Raw genomic sequence first — 21,083 nt, forward strand, 5'->3', positions numbered from 1 at the left:
AGATAAGGTACTAAAACAGATTATGCAAAATATTTCTGCATAAGCTGTTTAGATGAAAATGAATAGGATTAAAAATGACTATTTGGTTGTTTTAAAAATTCAATTTCTTCTACCGTTGAGCTTCGCCCTAAAATTTGATTACGGTGAGGATAACGCCCAAAACGATCAATAATCACTTTATGCTTTTTCTCAAAATCTAGATTGAGTGGATTGCCCAACTCTTCAAAAAGTTGTAAAGCTTGGATATGGATAATTTTTGATTCACTGTGCATAAATGGCATATACAGGAATGAACGCTGTTCAGGGCTTAATTGCTGATCTAAATTTAGCTGAATGGCTTCTTGTGATAACGCAAGTGCCAAGGCATCTTGTGCAAAAGATTCAGCATGATCTCTATACAAATTACGCGAGAATTGATCCAAAACAATAATTTCAGCCAAGCGACCTTCTGCTGTGGCGCGCCAAGTCCATAGTTCACAATGTTTGGCTTGATCCAAGGTATGTGCAAATCGCTGGTGCAAAGTTTGATCGAATGCGTCACTTTTTGCGAACCAAAATGGCTGAGTTTCTTCACTAAACCAAAAATCGATAATTTCTTGATAATTCATAGTAGTTACAATTCTTTAGTGATGATTTTTCTATAAAATCACAAATTTTAAATGTCTTGTAGAGGTAGTTTGTGTTAAAAACTTTTCCGAAATAAAATGAATAATTGATTTAAAACAACGATGCTTATACGTGTATATCGATAAATAACGTTATACTGCGGGCATCAAAACATTTTATTTTAAAAAATTCTTTAAGATAAGCGAGTAAGTATGAGTCAACCCGAAACGATTTCCCAATCATTAGTACCAAATTGGGTGGATTCTACCTTATTCAGAGGCATGTTACGTGGCATCGAACGTGAAAGCCTGCGTATGCAAAGTAATGGCTTTTTATCACAGGCTGATCATCCTCAGTCTTTAGGCTCAGCCCTAACACATCCGCATATCACCACAGATTATTCAGAAGCTTTGATGGAGTTTATTACCCCTCCCAAAGAAAGCATTCCTGAAGCCTTAAACTTTTTAACAGATGTACATGCTGTTGTGCATCGTCATTTAGAAAATGGTGAAAAGTTGTGGACTTTGTCCATGCCATGTATGTTGGATGACAAAGAAGAAAATATTCGTTTGGCGCAATATGGCACATCTAATATTGGTCAATTTAAAACCTTATATCGTCATGGCCTAGGCATTCGTTATGGTCGCCGTATGCAGACAATCTCGGGTGTGCACTATAATGTGTCTTTTCCAGATGCGTTATTTGAACAATTACAACAACACGAAAGCAATGAAGCACTTAAAGCATTAAGCCTGCAAGATTATCGCAGTCATCGTTATCTTGGGTTAATCCGTAACTTTATTCGTTTAACTCCTCTAGTGATGTATTTAGTAGGTGCAAGCCCTTCAGTCTGTAAATGCTTTATGACAGGGCGTGAACATCAATTGTTGCCTTTAATTAAAGGCACATTATTTCTACCTTATGCAACAGCATTGCGCATGGGGCGTTTTGGTTATCAAAATTCCGCACAAAAACAATTGGGTATTCATTACAACAATTTAGAAAGTTATGTGGCTGAATTACAAAAAGCGGTTAATTCCCCTTATGCACAGTTTAGTCATTTAGGTTTAAACGATGCCAATGGTAAGCCGATTCAAATTAATGATCACGTCTTACAAATTGAAAATGAATACTATAGCTTAGTACGTCCAAAACAAGTGCCACAAGAAGGGGAAACTCCTTCTCAGGCCTTGTCAAATCGTGGGATCGGCTATGTCGAATTACGCGCGGTAGATGTAAATCCATACAGTGCAATAGGTATTGATGAAGATACAGCAGGCTTCTTGGAAGTGGTTGCGTTGTATTGTTTACTGAAAGAAAGCCCTGATCTATGGGATGAAGAACAAGATATTATTGAGCAAAACCAAGCTGAAGTGGTCAATCGTGGTCGTGCACCAAATGCGAAAATCATTGATGCCGGTGTTGAATATCCATTACTTGAGTGGATTCAACAGCATGTCACCGCCATGCAACCCCTTGCAGATTTATTAAATCAATCCTATTCAACGGATTTATATCGCCAAGCGATGATAGTGATGCAAACACGTATTGATGATGTGGATGAAACACTATCTGCGCATGTGATTGCCGATACTGTAGAGCAAGGTGGCACATGGAATTTTGGTGGCTATATGGCCAATCAGCATATCCAAAGTTACGAACAACATGTATTAAGTCCAGAAACTTTAGCGTATTTTGAGGGGCTTACTCGAACATCTCTCGCAGAACAACAGCAACTTGAACAAAATACAAGTATAAGTTTCGAGGATTATCTGAGTAAATTTAGATAAAGCATTGATTAGATAATGAGGAAGTTCCATGCAATGGCGTAGTTATCGCTTCGTAAGTGGTCTTTTATTTTTGGCAAGTGTGATTGGTATGTCATTTGCGCTCTATTTAGAGCATGTACAAGGGCTTGAGCCATGTCCATTATGCGTATTTCAACGTATTGGATTGATTGGCCTAGGGCTAATTTCACTGATTGCCTTTTTGCATAACCCAAAAACAAATGTATTTAAACGCATTTATAGCTTCTTGGGTTTCGCTGCAATTTCTTGGTCAGTTGGTGTTGCCGCTCGCCACGTGTGGCTACAGAACTTACCTAAAGATCAGGTTCCAAGTTGTGGGCCAGGTCTAGACTATTGGGTAAATACATTGCCTTTAAAAGCGGTGTTTGAAAATGTCCTTAAGGGTTCTGGCGAATGTGCTATGGTCGATTGGACTTTTTTAGGACAATCTTTACCCGTTTGGTCATTATTGTTTTTTAGTGTATTGGCATTGATCAGTCTGTGGCAGTTGTTTAGAAAGTACTAATTTAAAACATCAAGAGCCAGTCTAAACTGGCCTTTTTTTCAAATAAACTTCATTGATGTATAAATCAAGAAAAATCATAAATCATAAAATAAATTTAGCTGGGATCAGCATACTAGTCTGCTTGTCAACGGCACAAGTCTCTGCAAAGCTAGTCACTGTGATCAGTAAAGATGTGTCTTGTCAGTTTAAATCTGAATTTGATGACACTATCCCAGCCGACATTTCCTATATAAAATTGGGTGCTCAGCCATTTAAAAAATTTATTGTCGATCCAGATTATTTTTCAAGTCGAATTGAAGACTGTCAGTTGCATGGTGGCAGATACTACGTATTGTCCGTATCACAGAGCCATCCTGCTAGAACGCTTGCCCAGTCGCTCATTGAGGTGACGCAATTTGATTTAACAGGTAAAAAACTTAGCCAAAAGAATTATAATAAAGCTTGGACTTGTGAATTAAAACAAGGCTTTATTGCAAAAAATCAAGGCTTAATGATCGATACACAATGTGCAGAAAAATCAAACTTTGATGAATATGGTGACATGATTGATCCTCATCAGAACAAGTCTTATCAAATTGAAGTGAAATAGCAGAAAAAAGCGGATTGAAGATCTGCTTTTTTACGATTAGGTTTCAACAATCCCTTGCATACTTTCTAATTTAATCAAATATTTGCGAATTTGTTCTTCCGCCAGCTCATCATGGTGCGGATAAAACCATTTGGCAATTTGTTCCGAAACCAAAGGATGATATTGAATCTCAAGATGGTTTAAGCCATAAAACACAGCTTTATGCGATTCAGGTAATTTTAACTGGAAACGTGGGTTCGGATGTTCACCCAAGGCACTTTTAACACTGACCAGATAGTCGCCAATCACTTTTAAGGTGCGGTTTTTGCGGTTTTCAAATTCTAAGGTACCTGCAATTAAAAAGGTATTGATATGAGAGGGTAGCGGAGCGGGTTTACGGTTGTCATCCATCAAACCAATACGAGCATTGTTATGCTCCCAGTCATCATCTCGAACACTTCCATAGCGCAAGTCTAGGATGCCATTACTGCGGATATTGACGATATGACTGATCATTTTAACAATAGGAAAATTACCCACTTTCTCTTGCATGGCAAATCCGAAACGTTCTAATAACGCACCATGATGCGGAGAACCAATACAAACTAGATTCTCTACCATGTGGAACCACTGGTGCATGTTTTGTTTGCCATAGAACAGCGCACTGCGAGAAACCAAGCCACCCATACTGTGCCCAATTAAATCAATACTGGTAATGCGAGGGTTACGTTTCACTAAGTCTTCTAAAAGATTTGCTAATGAACGTCCATTGGCTGAAATTCTGCGCCCAGTATTGTAGTGAAAATACAACATGGTGTTGTGATCACGCTGGGCCAATAGTTTCTCACCAATACCGCCATTGTTACGGTTGGTCCAATCTTGATAATTCATACATAAACCATGTGAGAAAATCACTACACGTCCAGCCAAATCACCTTGCTGTAATGCACCATAATGATCATAGAGTACAGGTGAGAGTGCCAGAGGATTATGGCTCGCTAACAAATAATCGCCCAATACCCCATTTAAAGCACTGACTAAAAAAGTCATATGGGAGGTCAAAGGCTTATCATGCAAATTTGGAAAACGTTCAATGGTTTTACGTAAAACTGGAGCAAGCAGATGGCTACCATAATTTTGCAACGCGTGATAACCAAATTGATAGAATTTATCGACAATTGGACGTGACTGAAATCGTTTGGCTTTTTGTTTACTTAAGCCAAAAATACTCAGCAACATTTCGCGTTGAATCGACTGGATGAAGTCTTGAACCATGCCACTGAGTGGCGTACTCACTAACTGCGCTAAACCTTCTAATACGTCGGCCTGACTTGGAGGCGAGCGATCCCACTTACAATAGGTTTCGTGTAAAGGGGTTAAGCTTGGCATTGTTATTTCCTCATCCATATTGATCTGGAACAAAGACTTTATTTTTGCTGTAGATCAATGTATAAATCCCTAGGCAATCATCTTATCTTGTTCATCCTGAACGCTATTTAAAATACCGATAATTGCGATTATGTTTTAGTTTTTTGTCGGACAATATCACGACATATACAAATTAAAACAATAATGTGATTCAAATCACATTAAAAACTAAAACATTGGTGGTAAAAAAGCAAACTATTTTCAATGAATATTATTTATTTACATGGTTTTAAAAGTAGTCCTTTATCAATAAAAGGGCAACAATTAGATGATTATTGTCGATGCTATTCATCGCATAGTGTGCATTTGCCTGATTTAAACCAACATCCGCAACTGGTTTTAGATCAAATTTCAGCGCTCATTGAAAAATTGCCTGATGTTGTACTGGTGGGGAGTAGCTTTGGTGGATTTTATGCGACACAATTGGTCGCAAAATATGGTGTGCCTGCTGTTTTAATTAATCCAGCTATGCGACCATGGCAATTGTTCAGTAACTTATTTGGAATTGAACAGATTCCCTATAAGATCAATGAAAAATGGACTTTAGATCGTTTACAACTTGACTACTTGGAAGCGATTGCCGTGCCATTTGTACAAGATGCAGACAAAATACTGGTCTTATTGCAACAAGGTGATGAAGTTTTAGATTATCGTGACGCTGAACGGTATTATAGTGCAGCTCCACACACATCATTAATCATGACAGAAATGCATGGTAATCATGCGATGGAAGATTTTGCAGATAAAATACCCATGATTCTGGAATTTTTATCATACTCCGTAAAATAAAAGGAAAAAACTCAACGTGTCTCAATATACGGCCCAATCACTTGAAGTATTATCTGGTCTAGATCCTGTACGTCGCCGTCCAGGTATGTATACCGATACCACTCGTCCAAACCATTTGGCGCAAGAAGTAATTGATAATGCTGTCGATGAGGCACTTGCAGGACATGCCAATAAAATTACTGTTACAGTATATAAAGATGGTTCGTTGTCGGTCGAAGACAATGGGCGTGGTATGCCCGTCGATATTCACCCTGAATATGGACAAAGCGGGATTGAAATTATCCTAACGAAATTACATGCTGGCGGTAAATTTAGCACTGATAACTATCAGTTTTCGGGCGGTTTGCATGGTGTAGGGATTTCAGTGGTCAATGCCTTGTCTGATCGTGTTGAGGTTGAAGTTCAACGCCACGGCAATCTTTATAAAATGGCGTTTGAACATGGTGAACCTGTTGCGCCTTTAGAGGTTTTAGAAGGCAAAGCGCCAAAACGTGCTACGGGGACAACAGTACATTTTTGGCCAGAAGCAAAATATTTTGACTCACCTAAATTTGCTTTAAAAGCGTTAAAACATAATCTCAAAGCCAAAGCTGTATTGGCTGCTGGTCTACAAATTAATTATATTGATCAGATTAATGACGAAAAAATTGAATGGCAGTTTGAAAATGGTCTCGTCGACTATTTGATGGATGAATTACAAGATCGTGAAATCATTCCAGATCCTGCCTTTGTCGCAACGGGTGAAGCTGAACGCGCCAGCGCTGAGTTTGCAATTTGCTGGAATGCTGAGGGTGGTGAACAAATTCAGGAAAGTTATGTGAATTTGATCCCAACGGCACAAGGGGGAACCCATGTAAACGGGTTACGCTCAGGTGTTACTGATGCGATGCGTGAGTTTTGTGAGTTACGTAACTTGTTGCCACGTAATCTGAAATTATCTGCTGAAGATGTGTGGGACGGGGTCAATTATATCCTGTCGCTTAAATTCCAAGAGCCACAATTCTCAGGACAAACCAAAGAACGTCTTTCAAGCCGAGAAGCATCCAACATTGTTTTAAATATTGCCAAAGATGCTTTTGCGCTTTGGTTGAATCAGAACTCTGAAGTGGCCATGCAATTGGCTGAGATTGTGATTGCGAAAGCGGGTCGCCGTTTAAAAGCAGCGAAAAAAGTTGAACGTAAAAAGATTGTTGCTGGTCCTACCTTGCCCGGAAAACTATCAGATTGCGTCGGTCATACCCTTGAAGAATCGGAATTGTTTATCGTCGAAGGTGACTCTGCCGGTGGTTCTGCAAAACAAGCCCGCGATAAAAACTTCCAAGCGATCATGCCGATTCGTGGGAAAATTTTAAATACTTGGGAAGTGTCTTCTGACGAGGTGTTGGCCTCTCAAGAAGTGCATAATATTGCGATTGCAATCGGTGTAGATCCGGGCAGTGATGATCTTTCCGAATTACGTTATGGCAAAATTTGTATCCTTGCCGATGCCGATTCAGATGGTTTACATATCGCGACCTTGCTGTGTGCACTCTTCGTGAAGCATTTCCCTGCAATGGTCGATGCTGGACACCTTTATGTTGCAATGCCACCATTGTTCCGTATCGATGATGCCAAAGATGTTTACTACGCGCTTGATAACGAAGAGTTAGAAGCTATCTTAAAGAGAGTTAAATCTAAAAACCCGCAAATTACTCGATTTAAAGGTTTGGGTGAAATGAACGCCAGTCAATTGCGTGAAACCACCTTAGATCCGAATACACGCCGTTTGGTGCAATTGGATTTGGACGACACGCATCATACAACAGGTTTACTGGATAAATTACTTGCCAAAAAAAGGTCAGGTGATCGTAAAGACTGGTTAGAGCAAAAAGGAAACTTAGCTGATTTGAGTGTTTGATTATCGAACTCATTCATATTTGAAAAATGATGCCTCAGTGCATCATTTTTTTGATACCTCTTAAATATCGCATTGATGTAAACAGAATTATATTCTTCGTAAAACAAAATATTTCTGTATAGCCTTTCTATTTTTTCTCCTGTTCTTTTACCTCTGCTCCATCCATCTCAGGGATTGGATTATTCCGTCAAAATCGTTTGGTGCTGTAAAGCAAAATTCATTAAGAAAGCTTAAAAATTTAATTTTGGGTCAATTTTTTGCACCCTCATTGCTCATTTTAAATAAAAAAAATCGCACTTAATTTGACCAGTATGACTTTTAATCTCGCATTTTCACCTGATCAACACTCGCACTATTGAGTCGTTGAAAGGCATTTAATGCTTATCAATGCACGTCCGATTTATATAAAAATAAGAGTGACTAATATTTTGATTTTATTATTTTTTATCAGGAAATATATTCAATGATAAAAGCACAAATTCTCCACTTGGCATAAAAATTGAATTAAGCCTGTCAGGTAAAAGCAAAATCGTGTATTCAAAAATGCACCAAAAGGTTTGGAGAGAAAAAGATGATGTTCCAACAAAAAATGTTTTCAAAAACACTTCTCGCTGTGGCAATGATGGGGAGCATTGCGCTGACAGCTTGCTCAAAACCAGCAGATAAAACGGAAGCGAAACCCGCAACAGGAAATAAATCGGCAACTGCAACAAGCGGTGACACAATTAAAGTGGGCATCTTGCATTCATTGTCTGGAACAATGGCTATCTCTGAAACGTCGCTTAAAGATACGGCACTTATGGCAATCAATGAAATTAATGCCAAAGGTGGGGTGATGGGGAAAAAGCTTGAGCCTGTTGTCGTCGATCCTGCATCAGACTGGCCATTATTTGCTGAAAAAGCCCGCCAATTGATTACTCAGGACAAAGTCGCTGTCATTTTTGGCTGTTGGACTTCAGTTTCACGTAAATCAGTGTTACCAGTTGTAGAGGAGCTCAATGGTCTGTTGTTCTATCCGGTGCAATACGAAGGTCAAGAACAGTCTAAGAATATTTTCTATACAGGTGCAGCACCCAATCAACAAGCGATTCCTGCTGTTGAATACTTAATGGGCGAAGAGGGAGGTAAGGCACAACGTTTTGTCTTATTAGGTACCGACTACGTCTACCCACGAACCACCAACAAAATTTTACGTGCATTTTTAAAGTCTAAAGGCGTTGCCGATGCAGACATCATGGAAGAATACACGCCGTTTGGACACAGTAATTATCAAACCATTGTCGGCAATATTAAGAAATTCGCTGCGGGTAAAAAGACCGCAGTTATTTCCACCATCAATGGCGATTCTAACGTACCGTTCTATCGTGAATTAGGTAACCAAGGCATAAAAGCTTCGGATATTCCTGTGATGGCCTTTTCAGTCGGTGAAGAAGAATTACGCGGGATTGACACCAAACCATTGGTCGGGCATTTGGCATCTTGGAATTACTTCATGTCTGTGAAGAATCCAGTGAATACCGAATTCGTCAATAAGATGAAGCAATACGCAGTTGAATATAAGCTTCCCAATGCCAGTAAATTGGTGACCAATGATCCAATGGAAGCCACCTACGTGGGTATCAATATGTGGAAACAAGCCGTTGAAAAAGCGGGAACAACGGATGTAGATAAAGTCCGTGAAGCAATGGCAGGTCAAAGCTTTAAAGCACCGTCAGGCTATACCTTAAGTATGGATGCTACTAATCATCACTTACATAAGCCTGTAATGATCGGTCAAATTCGTGGTGATGGGCAATTTGATGTGGTTTACAAGAGCCCTCAACCGATCAAAGCGGAACCATGGAGCCCGTACATTCCTAAATAAAGACTTTACGACCCCAAAAGCCTGCTACATGCGTAGTGGGCTTAACTGATGACTAAACTTTAAAGGTCATTGTATTTAAACAAAAATAGGGGGAGTTGCACATGTCACTTAGACTGAAACTCGCAGCACTTTTTTTTACGATTTCTCAATTATTTCTTATTCAACAGATTTTTGCTGAATCTGAGCATAGCGCGCAATCGTCATCTGCTCAGGCAGTGGTAAGTCATGATGATGCCATTCAAAAATTTGTACGTGCAGATTTCTCAAACCGAAGAGCGATGTTGAATCAATGGCCGGCAAGTATTGACGAGCTTGATAAGTTGGTGGCTTATGTCGAAAACGACGAGCTTTATACCGACAGTTCAGGCAATACCTACATTATGAAAGCTGGAGACAAGCTGTTCAGTTATCCAGATGAACAGGCAATTACTGATTGGCCAGGTGATTTAAATCAAGTGACGTTGGTCAACACCTTGCACAAAGCCTTGAACTTTGGTCAGGCGAAGATCAAGTTACAGTCCCAAGATGCATCACAGCGATTGGCTGCGATTGATATCTTGGAGAACAATTTAGATGAGTTGGATATCAAAGCTATCAACCAACTTTATCTCAATGAAAAAAATAATAAAGTGAAGGCTCGTTTAGCCCAGTTAAAAGCACGAATTGATTTTAATAGTCCAGATACACTCACCAAAATTCAAGCGGTCAAAACGCTAAAAGATTCTAGTCGCCCTGATGTTTTGGCGATCATCGAACAAGCGCTAACACAGCCACACTTAAATCCAGAATTAAAGGCTGCATTGGTCAGTGCGCAAAGTAGTATTAAAACCCGAATTCAAGCAAGTGAATGGACAGGACATGTTTTTTCAGGCTTAAGTACTGCAAGTATTCTTTTGCTTGCAGCATTAGGACTGGCGATTACATATGGCTTACTGGGGGTGATCAATATGGCGCATGGCGAGTTGATCATGATCGGTGCTTATACCACTTATGTGGTGCAAAGTTTCTTTAAAATCCATTTGGGTGCTTATGTCGACTGGTACCTGATTGCAGCAATTCCAGCAGCATTTTTAGTCAGTGCTTTAATTGGTATGCTGATAGAACGAACCGTGATTCGTCCCTTATACGGCCGTCAGTTAGAAACCTTGTTGGCGACCTTTGGTGTCAGCCTTATTTTGATGCAATTGGTACGGATGATCTTTGGTGCACAGAATGTTGAAGTATCAAATATTTCATGGCTTTCAGGTGGAATTTCACTTACACCTAGTTTGATGCTGCCCTATAACCGTATTGCCATTATCGTCTTCACCATCACTGTATTACTTTTACTGGTTTATCTACTCAATAAAACCCGATTCGGTTTATTCGTCCGTGCAGTCACGCAAAACCGTCAGATGGCACGTGCTGTAGGTATTCGTTCTGCACGAATTGATATGATGGCCTTTGGACTGGGTTCAGGACTTGCAGGGCTGGCAGGCTGTGCCTTGGCACAAGTCGGTAATGTCGGACCTGACCTAGGGCAAAACTATATTATTGATGCTTTCCTTGTGGTTGTAGTGGGTGGTGTTGGTCAAGTTTGGGGCGCAGTGCTTGCCGCATTAGGTTTAGGTGTGAGTGGAACAATACTCGAAATTGGTATGGGCGCAGTGCTCGCCAAAATTATTCTCTTGGTTCTTGTGATTCTGTTTATTCAAAAACGCCCACAAGGTTTATTCGCTATCAAAGGTCGTTTTGTGGAGTAAGCCTATGAAAATCACATCATTACTTTCAGATAAACCCTATAGTGCAATCGCCATAGCTGTATGTTTCGCTGTGATGCTGATTCTGCCGTGGTTTCATGTGTTGCCACAAGATTCAGCATTACACCTCTCAGCATATTGGGTGACTTTGATTGGCAAAATCATGTGTCTGGCCTTGGTTGCACTAGCTTTGGATCTGGTCTGGGGCTATGCCGGCATCCTGAGTTTAGGCCATGGATTATATTTTGCTTTGGGTGGTTATGCTTTTGGTATGTACCTGATGCGAGAGTCAGCAGGCGAGCAATTGCCTGACTTTATGCGTTTTCTCAGTTGGACTGAGTTACCTTGGTATTGGGTCGGAACCCAGCACTTCTTATGGGCTTTGGCTTTGGTGATTTTGGTACCTGGTGTGATTGCCTTTATCTTTGGATTCTTTGCCTTCCGTTCCAAAATTAAAGGTGTGTACTTTTCGATTATCACCCAAGCTATGACTTTTGCTGCAGCACTGTTGTTTTTCCGCAATGAAACAGGTTTTGGTGGGAACAATGGCTTTACTGGATTTAAAACCATTCTTGGGATGGATATTACCTCTGCTTCTATGCGAGCAACATTGTGTTTCCTTACTGCCTTAGTGTTGTTACTGAGTTTTATCGGCTTACGTAGTTTAATGAATAAGCCTTATGGTCGAGTGTTGGGGGCAATCCGTGATAGCGAAAACCGGTTGCAATATTTAGGCTATCGTACCCTGTGGTACAAACTGTCGGCATGGGTCCTTTCAGCGGTGATTGCCGGAATTGCTGGTGCATTGTATGTCCCACAAGCAGGCATCATTAATCCAAGCGAAATGAATCCTGTGAATTCGATTGAAATGGCGGTTTGGGTTGCAGCAGGTGGTCGTGGCACATTGATTGGTCCAATTCTAGGTGCAGGTCTGATCAATGGAGTTAAAACCTATTTTACCGTTGCATATCCTGAAATATGGTTATTGATCCTTGGTGCATTATTTATCGTTGTAACCATCTTCCTCCCTAAAGGGGTGATTGGATTGCTTGAGCGCTTTAAAAAGGAGGATCACTAATGTCAGAGCTATTGTCAGATTTGGGCTTAAATTCGCAACATGGTGGTCAAATCGGTGAGGGCTATGGTCGTCCTAAAGCTGAAGGTGCTGATTTCAGCCATGGTATTGCACTTTACTTAGAAAAAGTCAGTGTATGGTTTGATTCTTTCCGGGCTTTAAATGATTTGTCTCTTTACATTGAAGAAGGGGAGTTGCGCTGCATTATTGGACCAAATGGTGCGGGAAAAACCACATTGATGGATGTCATCACCGGTAAAACACGCCCTACCGAAGGTTCTGCCTTTTTTGGTCAAAACTATGATCTTGCCAAAATGAGTACAGAGCAAATTGCAGAAGCGGGTATTGGTCGTAAGTTTCAGAAACCAACTGTATTTGAAAATTTTACCGTGATGGAAAATCTGCTCCTTGCTGCACCAAAAGACAAAACTGTGAAAAAAAGTTTTTTTAGCAAGTTAAGTCCCGATGCACAGTTGGCTTTGGATGAATCTTTGCAACAGATTCGTTTACAAGAGTTTATTCAAAAGCCTGCGGGATTGTTATCACATGGACAAAAGCAGTGGCTTGAAATTGGCATGCTGTTGATGCAACGACCTAAACTGATCTTGTTGGATGAGCCTGTAGCGGGAATGACCGATGCTGAAACTGAACGGACAGCAGAGTTATGTTTGGAATTAAAAAAGAATCATACCTTGGTTGTAGTCGAGCACGATATGAGCTTTATCGACACCATTAGTGAGAAAGTTACGGTTCTGGCACAAGGTGCCATTCTAGCCGAAGGAACTTTGGCGGAAGTACAAGCCAATGAAGATGTGATTGAAAAGTATTTAGGACGTTAAGGGGAGCAATATGCTAGAAATAAAAGACGTCAATCAATTTTATGGGGGCAGTCACATTCTCCGTGATGTGACTTTAACTGCGCCGATTGGTGAGTGTTCTGTGGTTTTAGGACGCAATGGTGTGGGTAAAACCACCTTATTAAAATGTTTGATGGGAATTTTACCGATTAAGTCTGGGCAAATCTTATTGGATGGCAAAGACATTGCTAAAATGAGCCCTGAACAGCGTGTACGCGCGGGTTTGGCCTATGTTCCTCAAGGGCGAGATATTTTTTCTACACTCACAGTAGAGGAAAATATTTTGATTGGCATGGCAAAATTTTCTGGTGCAAAAACCCGTAAAGTCCCTGAGCATTTATATGAAATTTTTCCTGTCTTAGACGAAATGAAACATCGCCGTGGCGGTGATTTATCGGGTGGGCAGCAACAGCAATTAGCCATTGCACGTGCTTTAGCATCGGAGCCGAAAGTTTTGATTTTAGATGAGCCGACCGAAGGAATTCAGCCTTCGATTATTAAAGATATTGGTCGAGTGATTCGAAAATTGGCAGATGGTGGCGAAATGGCGATTGTACTTGTAGAGCAATTCTATGATTTTGCCGAGGAGCTGGCCGATAACTATACCGTGATGGCACGTGGTCAAGTGGTTGCACAAGGCATCGGTGAAGAAATGCCTGAAAAGGGGATTCGTGATTTAGTGGCAATTTAACAGAATCGTGAAAACATTTTGTTTACCTCCCTGAGTCAAGGGAGGTGTGGTTAAACCCTATATTATTGAGGCTCAACTTTCTGATAATAGCCTGTTGATGAAACATTCATCCCAAAGCCACAATCGGCTTGTTCATTTAATTCTTTCACTTTAATAAAATTGCCTAAAGAGGCGTTATAAGTGAAATTGATGTCAATTTGACAATTTTCAAAACGATAGCTTGCTTTCTTGGCATGAAGTGGCATTTCTGTTTCAAATTCGCCAATATTTGGACCATAGATGAGACTTCGAGCACCCATCCATAGACCAGTGAACTGAATGAGATATTTCTGATCACGTTTTTTAATGGTGATATTGTTCCATTCGCCAAAACCTGCATAACTGGCATATTCTCCTGTTAAGTCATTGTTTGGTTTTGGTGTTACTAACTTTTTTAAATTAAATTGACTGGTTTTTGTGGGTTTAATTTGAAACCACGCTCTTGCCCATAAGGGTTGATTGAGTTTGCTATACGTTAAACCCACATTATTATTGGCAATGTCGATGTCATTATCTGAAACCCGAATATCAGCTTCTTCTTCACCCACAGACTGACAAAAAGCACTCCAAGATGCTTGTCTTTGAAACTGATCAAGCGCTTTTTTATAGTTTTTCTGGTCGTAAAATTTTTGTCCCAATTTACGATATTGACTGAGTTTGGCACAACCCTGTTTTATATTTTGTTCATCGTAGTCAGCAGCATGGCTTGCTGTATTAAGTATCAATGCAAATGGTGCCAATAGACTGATTATAATTTTATTCATCGATATTCGCTCTGAAGTTCAGCAATATTGTTTATGGTTATACAACAAATTTTGAAAAAACGACAAAAAAATTTACGACGGATGCTGTATAAATACTGCTCTATTTTAATCAAAATTTAATTGCATCAACACCAAATCACGCCACTGCCCAAATTTTTGTCCGACTCGTGGCATATAACCTGTTTGTTTAAATCCGAGTTGTTGGTGTAGATAAATCGAACCAGTATTTTCGTGGTCAATTGCAGCAACCATAACGTGGATATTGTGCTGTTGAGCATGTTCAATCAATTTCAGCATTAAGCGTTTGCCGAGCCCTTGTCGAGTAAATTCTGGGTCGATATAAACAGAGTGCTCAACTGTATATAGATAACCGTTGATTGCTCTAAAGCTTGCATAATCGGCATAGCCTGCAATGGCATGAGTCGCTGTTTCTTCAGCAACAAAAAGTGGAAATTGCTGTTGTTGTAATTCTAGAAACCACTGCTGGTAATCTGCGAAAGTCTTTAATTGGCTGTTCCATGTTGCTAAACCTGTTGCAATTTCATGATTATAAATACGCATAATCTCAGTTAGGTCAGAAGCTTGAGCAGGGCGGATCTGAAAATTCATGGATACAGGTCAATGGAAAATTGATAGGGGTATTCTAAAAAGATTTATTTTTAAGGGCAATAAAAAAAGCAAAACCGAAGTTTTGCTTTCTGATCAATGGATTTAGCTCAGTCTTAGAAATGATACTTGATTAAAGCGCTGACATTATTTTCGTCTTTGCCTGGAACACCGTATTTGTTGTGCCATACAGAGTGTTCAACACCAAGATATAGACGGGTATCTGGAGAAATGTGTTTACCCGCATTCCATTTCCATTGTGTCGTCCAGTTCAACTCGCTTGAGTGTGCAACTTGATCTTTTTCTGCAGTTGACCAATCAAGGAAACCGTCCACAAGGAATTCTTCAGATGCAATTTTAAATGGAATTCCATAGGTAAATGTCAATTGATAGTCATCTTCTTGGATTTCATTATTGGCACGGTAGAAATTTAATTGCGCATATTGAAAATAAGGAATGGCTAAATCAACACCAACACCGTATAGGTAGTTGTTCATGTCTTTACCACCTTCCCAAGTGGTTGCAATTAATACGTCTTTAATTGGGCCTAATTCAAGTTTTTTCCCAGAAACAGCACCTAAGCTAAGACGTGGAGAAACCTCAAAATAAGTATCCGACTGACCATCACTGTTGGTACGGTCAGCAAAGGCAAAGAAATCACCGTATTTAAGTTTGGCAGCATACTCAAAAGTGATAGTAGATTGTTTCTCATCTGGTGTTAGTTCATAGTTTTCACCATAAAGACCAGTAATACTAAAATCTTGCCAAACAGGCGCAGCTTGAGCCAAAGTTGCAGTTGAAGCGATTGCGCAGATAGCCGCAATTTGTGTAAGTTTCATGAATTCTTCCTTTCCCCCAAGAAAAGCGCTTCAAGAATACAGATTCTTAAATAAAAATAAAGCGAAAATTAGATGGAATGAAAATAAATATGTAAACATCAAGAGGTGAAATGTTTTAAAACGTGAGTCGCATATTTAAAGCAAAGATTTAAAATTTATATCCATTAAAAGTTTAAGAATTAAACATAGTTGATGTTTTTAGTCAGAATTAGTCATTAAAAAATCAATTAAATCATTTAATTATAAAGTAACGTAACAAGATGTCATTTTTCATATTCTTTTCATAAAAAAGTTAAAAATCTACTTGCATATTTTCCAATATGGCCTGATATTGAATGTATAAGAACACCTATCTGCAGATCGTTAAAAGTGTTCATCTTTGCAATAGAGGAGTTACGGTTCCAATTTATTGTAGGTGAAAAGCTGTCTTATACAGCAGGCGCAAAGTGTGCCGAAAATATAAGTTTTGCACTCGTTTTTTGATTAGAAAGAGGATGTTTTTTATGAATATAGAAATCCGTACAGATAAAAATATTAGAAATAGTGATCGTTTAATTACTTACGTACGCGATGAGCTAAATCAAGAATTCCAACGTCATAGCGAACGTATTACCCAGTTTTCAGTTCATATCAGTGATGAGAACGGTGACAAAGGTGGGGCGGATGATATCCAGTGTATGATTGAAGTCAAAGCAGCAGGTTTGAAGCCAGTCGTGGTAAAACATCGAGCGAAAAACATTGATCTTTCATTACACGGTGCGATAGATCGGGTAAAGCGTAGCCTAGAGCACGTATTAGAAAAAATTGAAAATCCACGTGGTGGAAAACTAGAACTTGCTGATGCAGATGAAGCATGATCTGATAAAAAGCCCTTCGGGGCTTTTTTATGGTCTTCAATTTTATGGTTTTAAAACAGTCCTTGATTATCTTCTTTGTCATAAATGAACAATAAATGCCATTTATAAAATAAAAGCGATACGATTAAAATTTTTCAAAGCTATTTTAAAAATATTCGTCATAATGTTGTATAGGAATAGAATAGTGAGATCAACATGTTATCAGCACAACAACAAGTCTTTATACAGGCTTTAGAAGATTTAGACCTTGCTCAAGTCAAACGTTTGCTTGCAGATGGATTTGATCCTAACTTTATGGAACCTGAAAAAGGGCCAGCTGTTTCGATTTGGTCAGATGGATTGTTTAAATGGTGGGAAAAAATTTGTGATGCCTATGAAGCAGGTCATCCTTTAACGGCAGAACAAAAAGCACAAGATTTACAACCACATTTAGATATTTTGGATGCTTTAATTAGTGCCAAAGCAAACTTTTATTTGTGGGACGCTGAAGAATGCTATGGTCCACTCTGGGATGCAGCAAGCGCAGCCTGTGTACCTGCAATTCATAAGCTTTTAGATCATAAGGTTGACCCGAACACCAAAGATGAAGAAGGGAAGACCATTTTATCTTCGATCAGTGATTTGTTCTTTGATTGTGAATTTGATCAAATAGATTGGTCTCAGGCTTTACCTGAAGAGAAAGAATCTTTAGAGTTACTACGTAGTCGCGGTGCGAAAATGTCCAAAGAATTATCGTAAATTTTGAGTCTTGATATGGCAATTTTAAATAGAATCACATTAGCCCTTGCTTCGAGTCTAAGTATAAGCGCAATGGCAGCAGAATTTTCTTTTGATCGTCCTGGAACTGGTTTTGGAACAGGGATCACGCCTGTGGGACAATTGGCTTGGGAGCAAGGGCTACCAAGTGTGACCTACACGGAAACTAAAGTAGATGGCGCAAAAGCAAAAACTGTAACCCTCAATGGCGATATGCTTTTTCGTACAGGTTTAACCTCGAGTATGGAATTACAGTTAGGATGGCAAGGCCCAGCTTGGATGCAAACCAAATATAAAGGTATTAAAGAGGATGACTCTGGTTTAGGTGATGTTTCTATTGGGATTAAAAAAGCCATCGATTTAAAAGATGATAAATTATCAATGGCGATTTTGGCTCAAGCCTTGATCGCAACGGGTAATGATGGTTTTAGTGAAGAAGATGATATTTATAGCATCGGAACATCATTAGATTATCAGTATAACGATTTGGTCAATACTGGGATCACCATGAACTACGCTGTGCAAGATGGGCATTGGTCAGTGACTGCTGTACCTACTGTCGGTTATAAAATTGCAGGAAATCTTTCAGGATTCTCTGAGTTTGTTTATTCAAAAACAGAAAGCCAAGACTATAAGTATGGTCTAGGTTCTGGTTTAATCTATGCGGTCAATGAGCGTACTCAACTTGATGGAAGTGTGGGTGTAGATTTGGAAGGACGAGACCGTAGTTATAAAGCTGGTTTAGGTGTGGCATTCTTATTCTAATCAATTCAGTCTGGCACATTGTCAAGGAGTAGTAAATCTACTCCTTGACTTGTTTTAAAACCGCACATTTTTCTAAATGCTTTTAGAAAGGCTTTATCTTCTGTATGCTGAGTTCAAAATAAGCAATAAACACAGGAGTATTAAAATGTTAGAATTGTTTATTGGTGATAAAAATTATTCGACATGGTCAATGCGTACTTGGTTAGTGATTCAGCATTTCAACATCCCATTTACAGAGCACTTGATTCCTTTTGATCACTTTGACCTCGACAGCCAATTTAAACAAAGTATTTTAAAAATAAACCCAACTGGCAAAGTCCCAGCTTTAGTAGACGATGGCTTTTTAGTTTGGGATTCTTTGGCGATTTGTGAATATTTAGCAGAAAAGTTTCCTGAAAAACAATTGTGGCCTCAAGATGTAAAACAACGTGCACGCGCAAGATCGATGTCCGCTGAAATGCACAGTAGTTTTATGGCTTTGCGTAGTTGTTGTGATATGAATTTAGATGCTGATTTAAAGCATATTGGTGTACAGCTTTGGCAGGAAAATTTAAAACTACAGCAAGATGTAAAACGGATTGAACAATTATGGTCGGAGCGACCACACCCTGACAGTTTTTTATGTGCTGATGAGTTTACTATTGTCGATGCTTTTTATGCGCCAGTTGTGATGCGGTTTATGGGTTATGGCATTGCAGTATCAGCAAACAGCCAGCGTTATATTGACAAAATATTAGCCGTTCCTGCAGTACAACAATGGATAGCAGAAGCGCATGCAGAATTCCGGTTTGTTGCTTGTGAAGAGCAATATCGTAGCCAAGTTTAATGTATTAAATACCAATTAAGCAATTTCATTGATTTGATCATGATAGAACTGGACTTGATTGCGACCAGACTGTTTTGCTCGATATAGCGCTTTGTCTGCGAGATGAATAATTTTACTGATATTTTCATCGTCAATCGAGGTAGCAATACCAAAGCTGGCAGTAAGTTGTACATAATGATGATCAAGGGATTCAAGTACTTGATTTTGAATCGCTACTCGACAACGTTCAGCAAGTGCTTGTGCAATGCTTAATGATGTTTCAGGTAAGGCGATAATAAATTCTTCACCACCATAACGTGCCACAATATCAGAATGACGAATGTGAGAAGATAATAATTTGGCAACTTTACACAATGCTTCATCACCAAAATGATGCCCATATAAGTCATTGATTTCTTTAAAATGATCAATATCAATCAAGATAATGGCATAATGAGTTTGCTTATTTTGGATTTCATTAAGCTTTTCATTAAAAAAACGACGATTATATAAATTGGTCAGTGGATCTGTTTCACTGAGTTTCTTGATTAATGACTCTCTATGTCGCCACTGAGACAGTAAAATTTCACATAAAATCAAACATACAATTAAAATAGGAATAATAAAGTACAGCATAGTCCCCACCCAGAACGAATTATCATGTCGTTTATTTTCCAACATATGTTCATTAAAAATTGGTGCATAAGGAATTATGCGCCAATATGTACTGAACATCATTGAAATATAGAACAACAGGGCAGTTGTAATTTGAAGATATATAATTTTTCTATTGAATAAAATTAAACCCACACCAGAGATGCAAACGAATGCAAAAACAGTGGCTGGACTATAGATACCCACCAAAAAACCATCTGCAAGCATTAAAATGATAAAAATACTGATGACAACATGGGGCAAGATAGTATTTGCCCATTTTTTATTTTGAAAGAAATAACAAAATGCGATAAGGGAAATAAGCAGTAGGGTTGAACCTGCATTGACAACAAGTTGTGAACGAATCAAAGAGATATTGACCCATTGCCATGTTTCTGGATTCAGCAAAATAAAAATTTTCCAAGCAATCCAAGATAAATGAAGGGCAACGGTCAGGAACAGAATCAAGATACATTTATGTAAACTGCTCCAATTCATAATGATATTTGAATCTAATTGTTGTTTCAGCTTTTGCCAGTAAAGATTAAGTCTTATATTCGATTCCTCCATTCATAATTATTCCATGATTTTTAAGTGACTAGTCATTAAGTGCTGATTAATAATTTTTTAAATTATAGGGGTTAAAATTTATTAAAACAAAGAATTGTTATCATTTATTTGTTAATAATCTGGTAGTTTATTATGAACTTGAAGTAAATAATGCTGTAAATAATTTTTAATTATTTAGGTGTTTTAAGATAAGAGTCCTGTGTCAGCATAACCAGGCTTACTATTTATTTTCGCAATATATAATGCTTGATCTGCTTGTTGTAATACCGTATTACTCATTGTATCTTGTTTAGAAACTGATACGCCATAACTTGTTTGAAGTGAAATGATTTTGCTATTGATCTTTAAATCATAATTATTAATTAAAAGAGATAGCCGATCTGCGATATGGTGTGCTTGATCTTGATTCACATCACTGAGAATTAAAATAAATTCGGATTCACTATAACGACCAACAAGGTCTGTCTCACGGATGTTTTGTAATAACTCTTGGGCAATTGCTGCGGCGAATTCAAACATGAGGTGCGACAGTTTGAAAAGTCTTATGATAATCAACAAGCTGAGCAAATTTCTCTAATGGTGTAAGCCAATCTAACGCTTT

The 21,083-nt window shown here is 38.8% G+C and carries 21 protein-coding genes; 14 read left to right on the forward strand and 7 right to left on the reverse strand.

Features of this window, described 5'->3' with window-relative positions; genetic code table 11:
* Positions 1-68: 68 nt before the first annotated feature.
* On the reverse strand, positions 69-608 hold the full coding sequence (locus ACG9ZL_RS15020; protein ID WP_336952503.1) for a DUF924 family protein: 540 nt from the start codon (positions 606-608) through the stop codon (positions 69-71).
* Positions 609-818: 210 nt separating this feature from the next.
* Here ACG9ZL_RS15020 and gshA point away from each other — a divergent pair, with 210 nt between their 5' ends.
* The 3 genes from gshA to ACG9ZL_RS15035 all read left to right on the forward strand — a co-directional run bounded on the left by gshA (position 819) and on the right by ACG9ZL_RS15035 (position 3,508).
* On the forward strand, positions 819-2,396 hold the full coding sequence (gene gshA / locus ACG9ZL_RS15025; protein ID WP_336952502.1) for a glutamate--cysteine ligase: 1,578 nt from the start codon (positions 819-821) through the stop codon (positions 2,394-2,396).
* Between the two features lie 28 nt (positions 2,397-2,424).
* Complete coding sequence (locus ACG9ZL_RS15030) at positions 2,425-2,919, forward strand: disulfide bond formation protein B (protein WP_336952501.1); 495 nt, start codon at positions 2,425-2,427, stop codon at positions 2,917-2,919.
* 121 nt (positions 2,920-3,040) lie between these two features.
* Positions 3,041-3,508: a hypothetical protein gene (locus ACG9ZL_RS15035; RefSeq protein ID WP_419326930.1), complete on the forward strand. Its 468-nt coding sequence runs from the start codon at positions 3,041-3,043 to the stop codon at positions 3,506-3,508.
* 36 nt (positions 3,509-3,544) lie between these two features.
* Here the strand turns inward: ACG9ZL_RS15035 and ACG9ZL_RS15040 are convergent, their stop codons facing one another.
* A complete protein-coding gene (locus ACG9ZL_RS15040) occupies positions 3,545-4,876 on the reverse strand; it encodes a PGAP1-like alpha/beta domain-containing protein (protein ID WP_419360603.1) in 1,332 nt (443 codons plus the stop codon).
* A gap of 243 nt (positions 4,877-5,119) precedes the next feature.
* On the opposite strand from ACG9ZL_RS15040, the gene ACG9ZL_RS15045 reads away from it, so the two are divergent.
* The 7 genes from ACG9ZL_RS15045 (at position 5,120) to urtE (ending at position 13,827) form a co-directional block, all read left to right on the forward strand.
* Positions 5,120-5,704: a YqiA/YcfP family alpha/beta fold hydrolase gene (locus tag ACG9ZL_RS15045; RefSeq protein WP_336952498.1), complete on the forward strand. Its 585-nt coding sequence runs from the start codon at positions 5,120-5,122 to the stop codon at positions 5,702-5,704.
* 16 nt (positions 5,705-5,720) lie between these two features.
* On the forward strand, positions 5,721-7,601 hold the full coding sequence (parE, locus tag ACG9ZL_RS15050) for a DNA topoisomerase IV subunit B (RefSeq protein WP_004718669.1): 1,881 nt from the start codon (positions 5,721-5,723) through the stop codon (positions 7,599-7,601).
* A 574-nt stretch (positions 7,602-8,175) separates the two neighbouring features.
* On the forward strand, positions 8,176-9,465 hold the full coding sequence (gene urtA, locus ACG9ZL_RS15055; RefSeq protein ID WP_419360607.1) for an urea ABC transporter substrate-binding protein: 1,290 nt from the start codon (positions 8,176-8,178) through the stop codon (positions 9,463-9,465).
* 101 nt (positions 9,466-9,566) lie between these two features.
* Complete coding sequence (gene urtB / locus ACG9ZL_RS15060) at positions 9,567-11,207, forward strand: urea ABC transporter permease subunit UrtB (RefSeq protein WP_336952497.1); 1,641 nt, start codon at positions 9,567-9,569, stop codon at positions 11,205-11,207.
* A gap of 4 nt (positions 11,208-11,211) precedes the next feature.
* Positions 11,212-12,282 carry an urea ABC transporter permease subunit UrtC gene (urtC, locus tag ACG9ZL_RS15065; RefSeq protein WP_004718664.1) on the forward strand — a complete coding sequence of 357 codons (1,071 nt, stop codon included), beginning with the start codon at positions 11,212-11,214 and terminating at the stop codon, positions 12,280-12,282.
* Positions 12,282-13,118, forward strand: a complete 837-nt coding sequence (gene urtD / locus ACG9ZL_RS15070; protein WP_004718659.1) for an urea ABC transporter ATP-binding protein UrtD — start codon at positions 12,282-12,284, stop codon at positions 13,116-13,118. Before urtC ends, urtD begins: the two co-directional genes overlap by 1 nt.
* 10 nt (positions 13,119-13,128) lie before the next feature.
* A complete protein-coding gene (gene urtE, locus ACG9ZL_RS15075; RefSeq protein WP_056517139.1) occupies positions 13,129-13,827 on the forward strand; it encodes an urea ABC transporter ATP-binding subunit UrtE in 699 nt (232 codons plus the stop codon).
* Between the two features lie 62 nt (positions 13,828-13,889).
* Here urtE and ACG9ZL_RS15080 read toward each other — a convergent pair whose 3' ends face one another.
* From ACG9ZL_RS15080 to ACG9ZL_RS15090, 3 genes are all read right to left on the reverse strand, one after another.
* Complete coding sequence (locus tag ACG9ZL_RS15080; RefSeq protein ID WP_419326933.1) at positions 13,890-14,630, reverse strand: hypothetical protein; 741 nt, start codon at positions 14,628-14,630, stop codon at positions 13,890-13,892.
* Positions 14,631-14,735: 105 nt separating this feature from the next.
* Entirely contained in the window at positions 14,736-15,239 is a 504-nt protein-coding gene (locus tag ACG9ZL_RS15085; RefSeq protein WP_419326934.1) for a GNAT family N-acetyltransferase, read from the reverse strand.
* Between the two features lie 113 nt (positions 15,240-15,352).
* Positions 15,353-16,075: an outer membrane protein OmpK gene (locus ACG9ZL_RS15090; RefSeq protein WP_004718652.1), complete on the reverse strand. Its 723-nt coding sequence runs from the start codon at positions 16,073-16,075 to the stop codon at positions 15,353-15,355.
* Between the two features lie 503 nt (positions 16,076-16,578).
* Between ACG9ZL_RS15090 and ACG9ZL_RS15095 the strand changes: the two genes are divergently transcribed.
* The 4 genes from ACG9ZL_RS15095 to ACG9ZL_RS15110 all read left to right on the forward strand — a co-directional run bounded on the left by ACG9ZL_RS15095 (position 16,579) and on the right by ACG9ZL_RS15110 (position 19,279).
* On the forward strand, positions 16,579-16,932 hold the full coding sequence (locus ACG9ZL_RS15095) for an HPF/RaiA family ribosome-associated protein (RefSeq protein WP_004718651.1): 354 nt from the start codon (positions 16,579-16,581) through the stop codon (positions 16,930-16,932).
* A gap of 195 nt (positions 16,933-17,127) precedes the next feature.
* Positions 17,128-17,670, forward strand: a complete 543-nt coding sequence (locus ACG9ZL_RS15100; RefSeq protein WP_419326935.1) for an ankyrin repeat domain-containing protein — start codon at positions 17,128-17,130, stop codon at positions 17,668-17,670.
* Between the two features lie 15 nt (positions 17,671-17,685).
* Positions 17,686-18,453 carry a transporter gene (locus ACG9ZL_RS15105; RefSeq protein ID WP_336952491.1) on the forward strand — a complete coding sequence of 256 codons (768 nt, stop codon included), beginning with the start codon at positions 17,686-17,688 and terminating at the stop codon, positions 18,451-18,453.
* 145 nt (positions 18,454-18,598) lie between these two features.
* The gene (locus tag ACG9ZL_RS15110) at positions 18,599-19,279 is read left to right on the forward strand and encodes a glutathione S-transferase family protein (RefSeq protein ID WP_419326936.1); all 681 of its coding nucleotides are present in this window, start codon (positions 18,599-18,601) and stop codon (positions 19,277-19,279) included.
* Positions 19,280-19,294: 15 nt separating this feature from the next.
* Here the strand turns inward: ACG9ZL_RS15110 and ACG9ZL_RS15115 are convergent, their stop codons facing one another.
* Entirely contained in the window at positions 19,295-20,410 is a 1,116-nt protein-coding gene (locus ACG9ZL_RS15115) for a GGDEF domain-containing protein (protein ID WP_419326937.1), read from the reverse strand.
* Between the two features lie 255 nt (positions 20,411-20,665).
* On the reverse strand, positions 20,666-21,001 hold the full coding sequence (locus ACG9ZL_RS15120) for a GGDEF domain-containing protein (RefSeq protein WP_419360605.1): 336 nt from the start codon (positions 20,999-21,001) through the stop codon (positions 20,666-20,668).
* Positions 21,002-21,083 lie beyond the last annotated feature (82 nt).

The organism is Acinetobacter legionensis (genome assembly GCF_048551735.1).
Taxonomy (GTDB): domain Bacteria; phylum Pseudomonadota; class Gammaproteobacteria; order Pseudomonadales; family Moraxellaceae; genus Acinetobacter.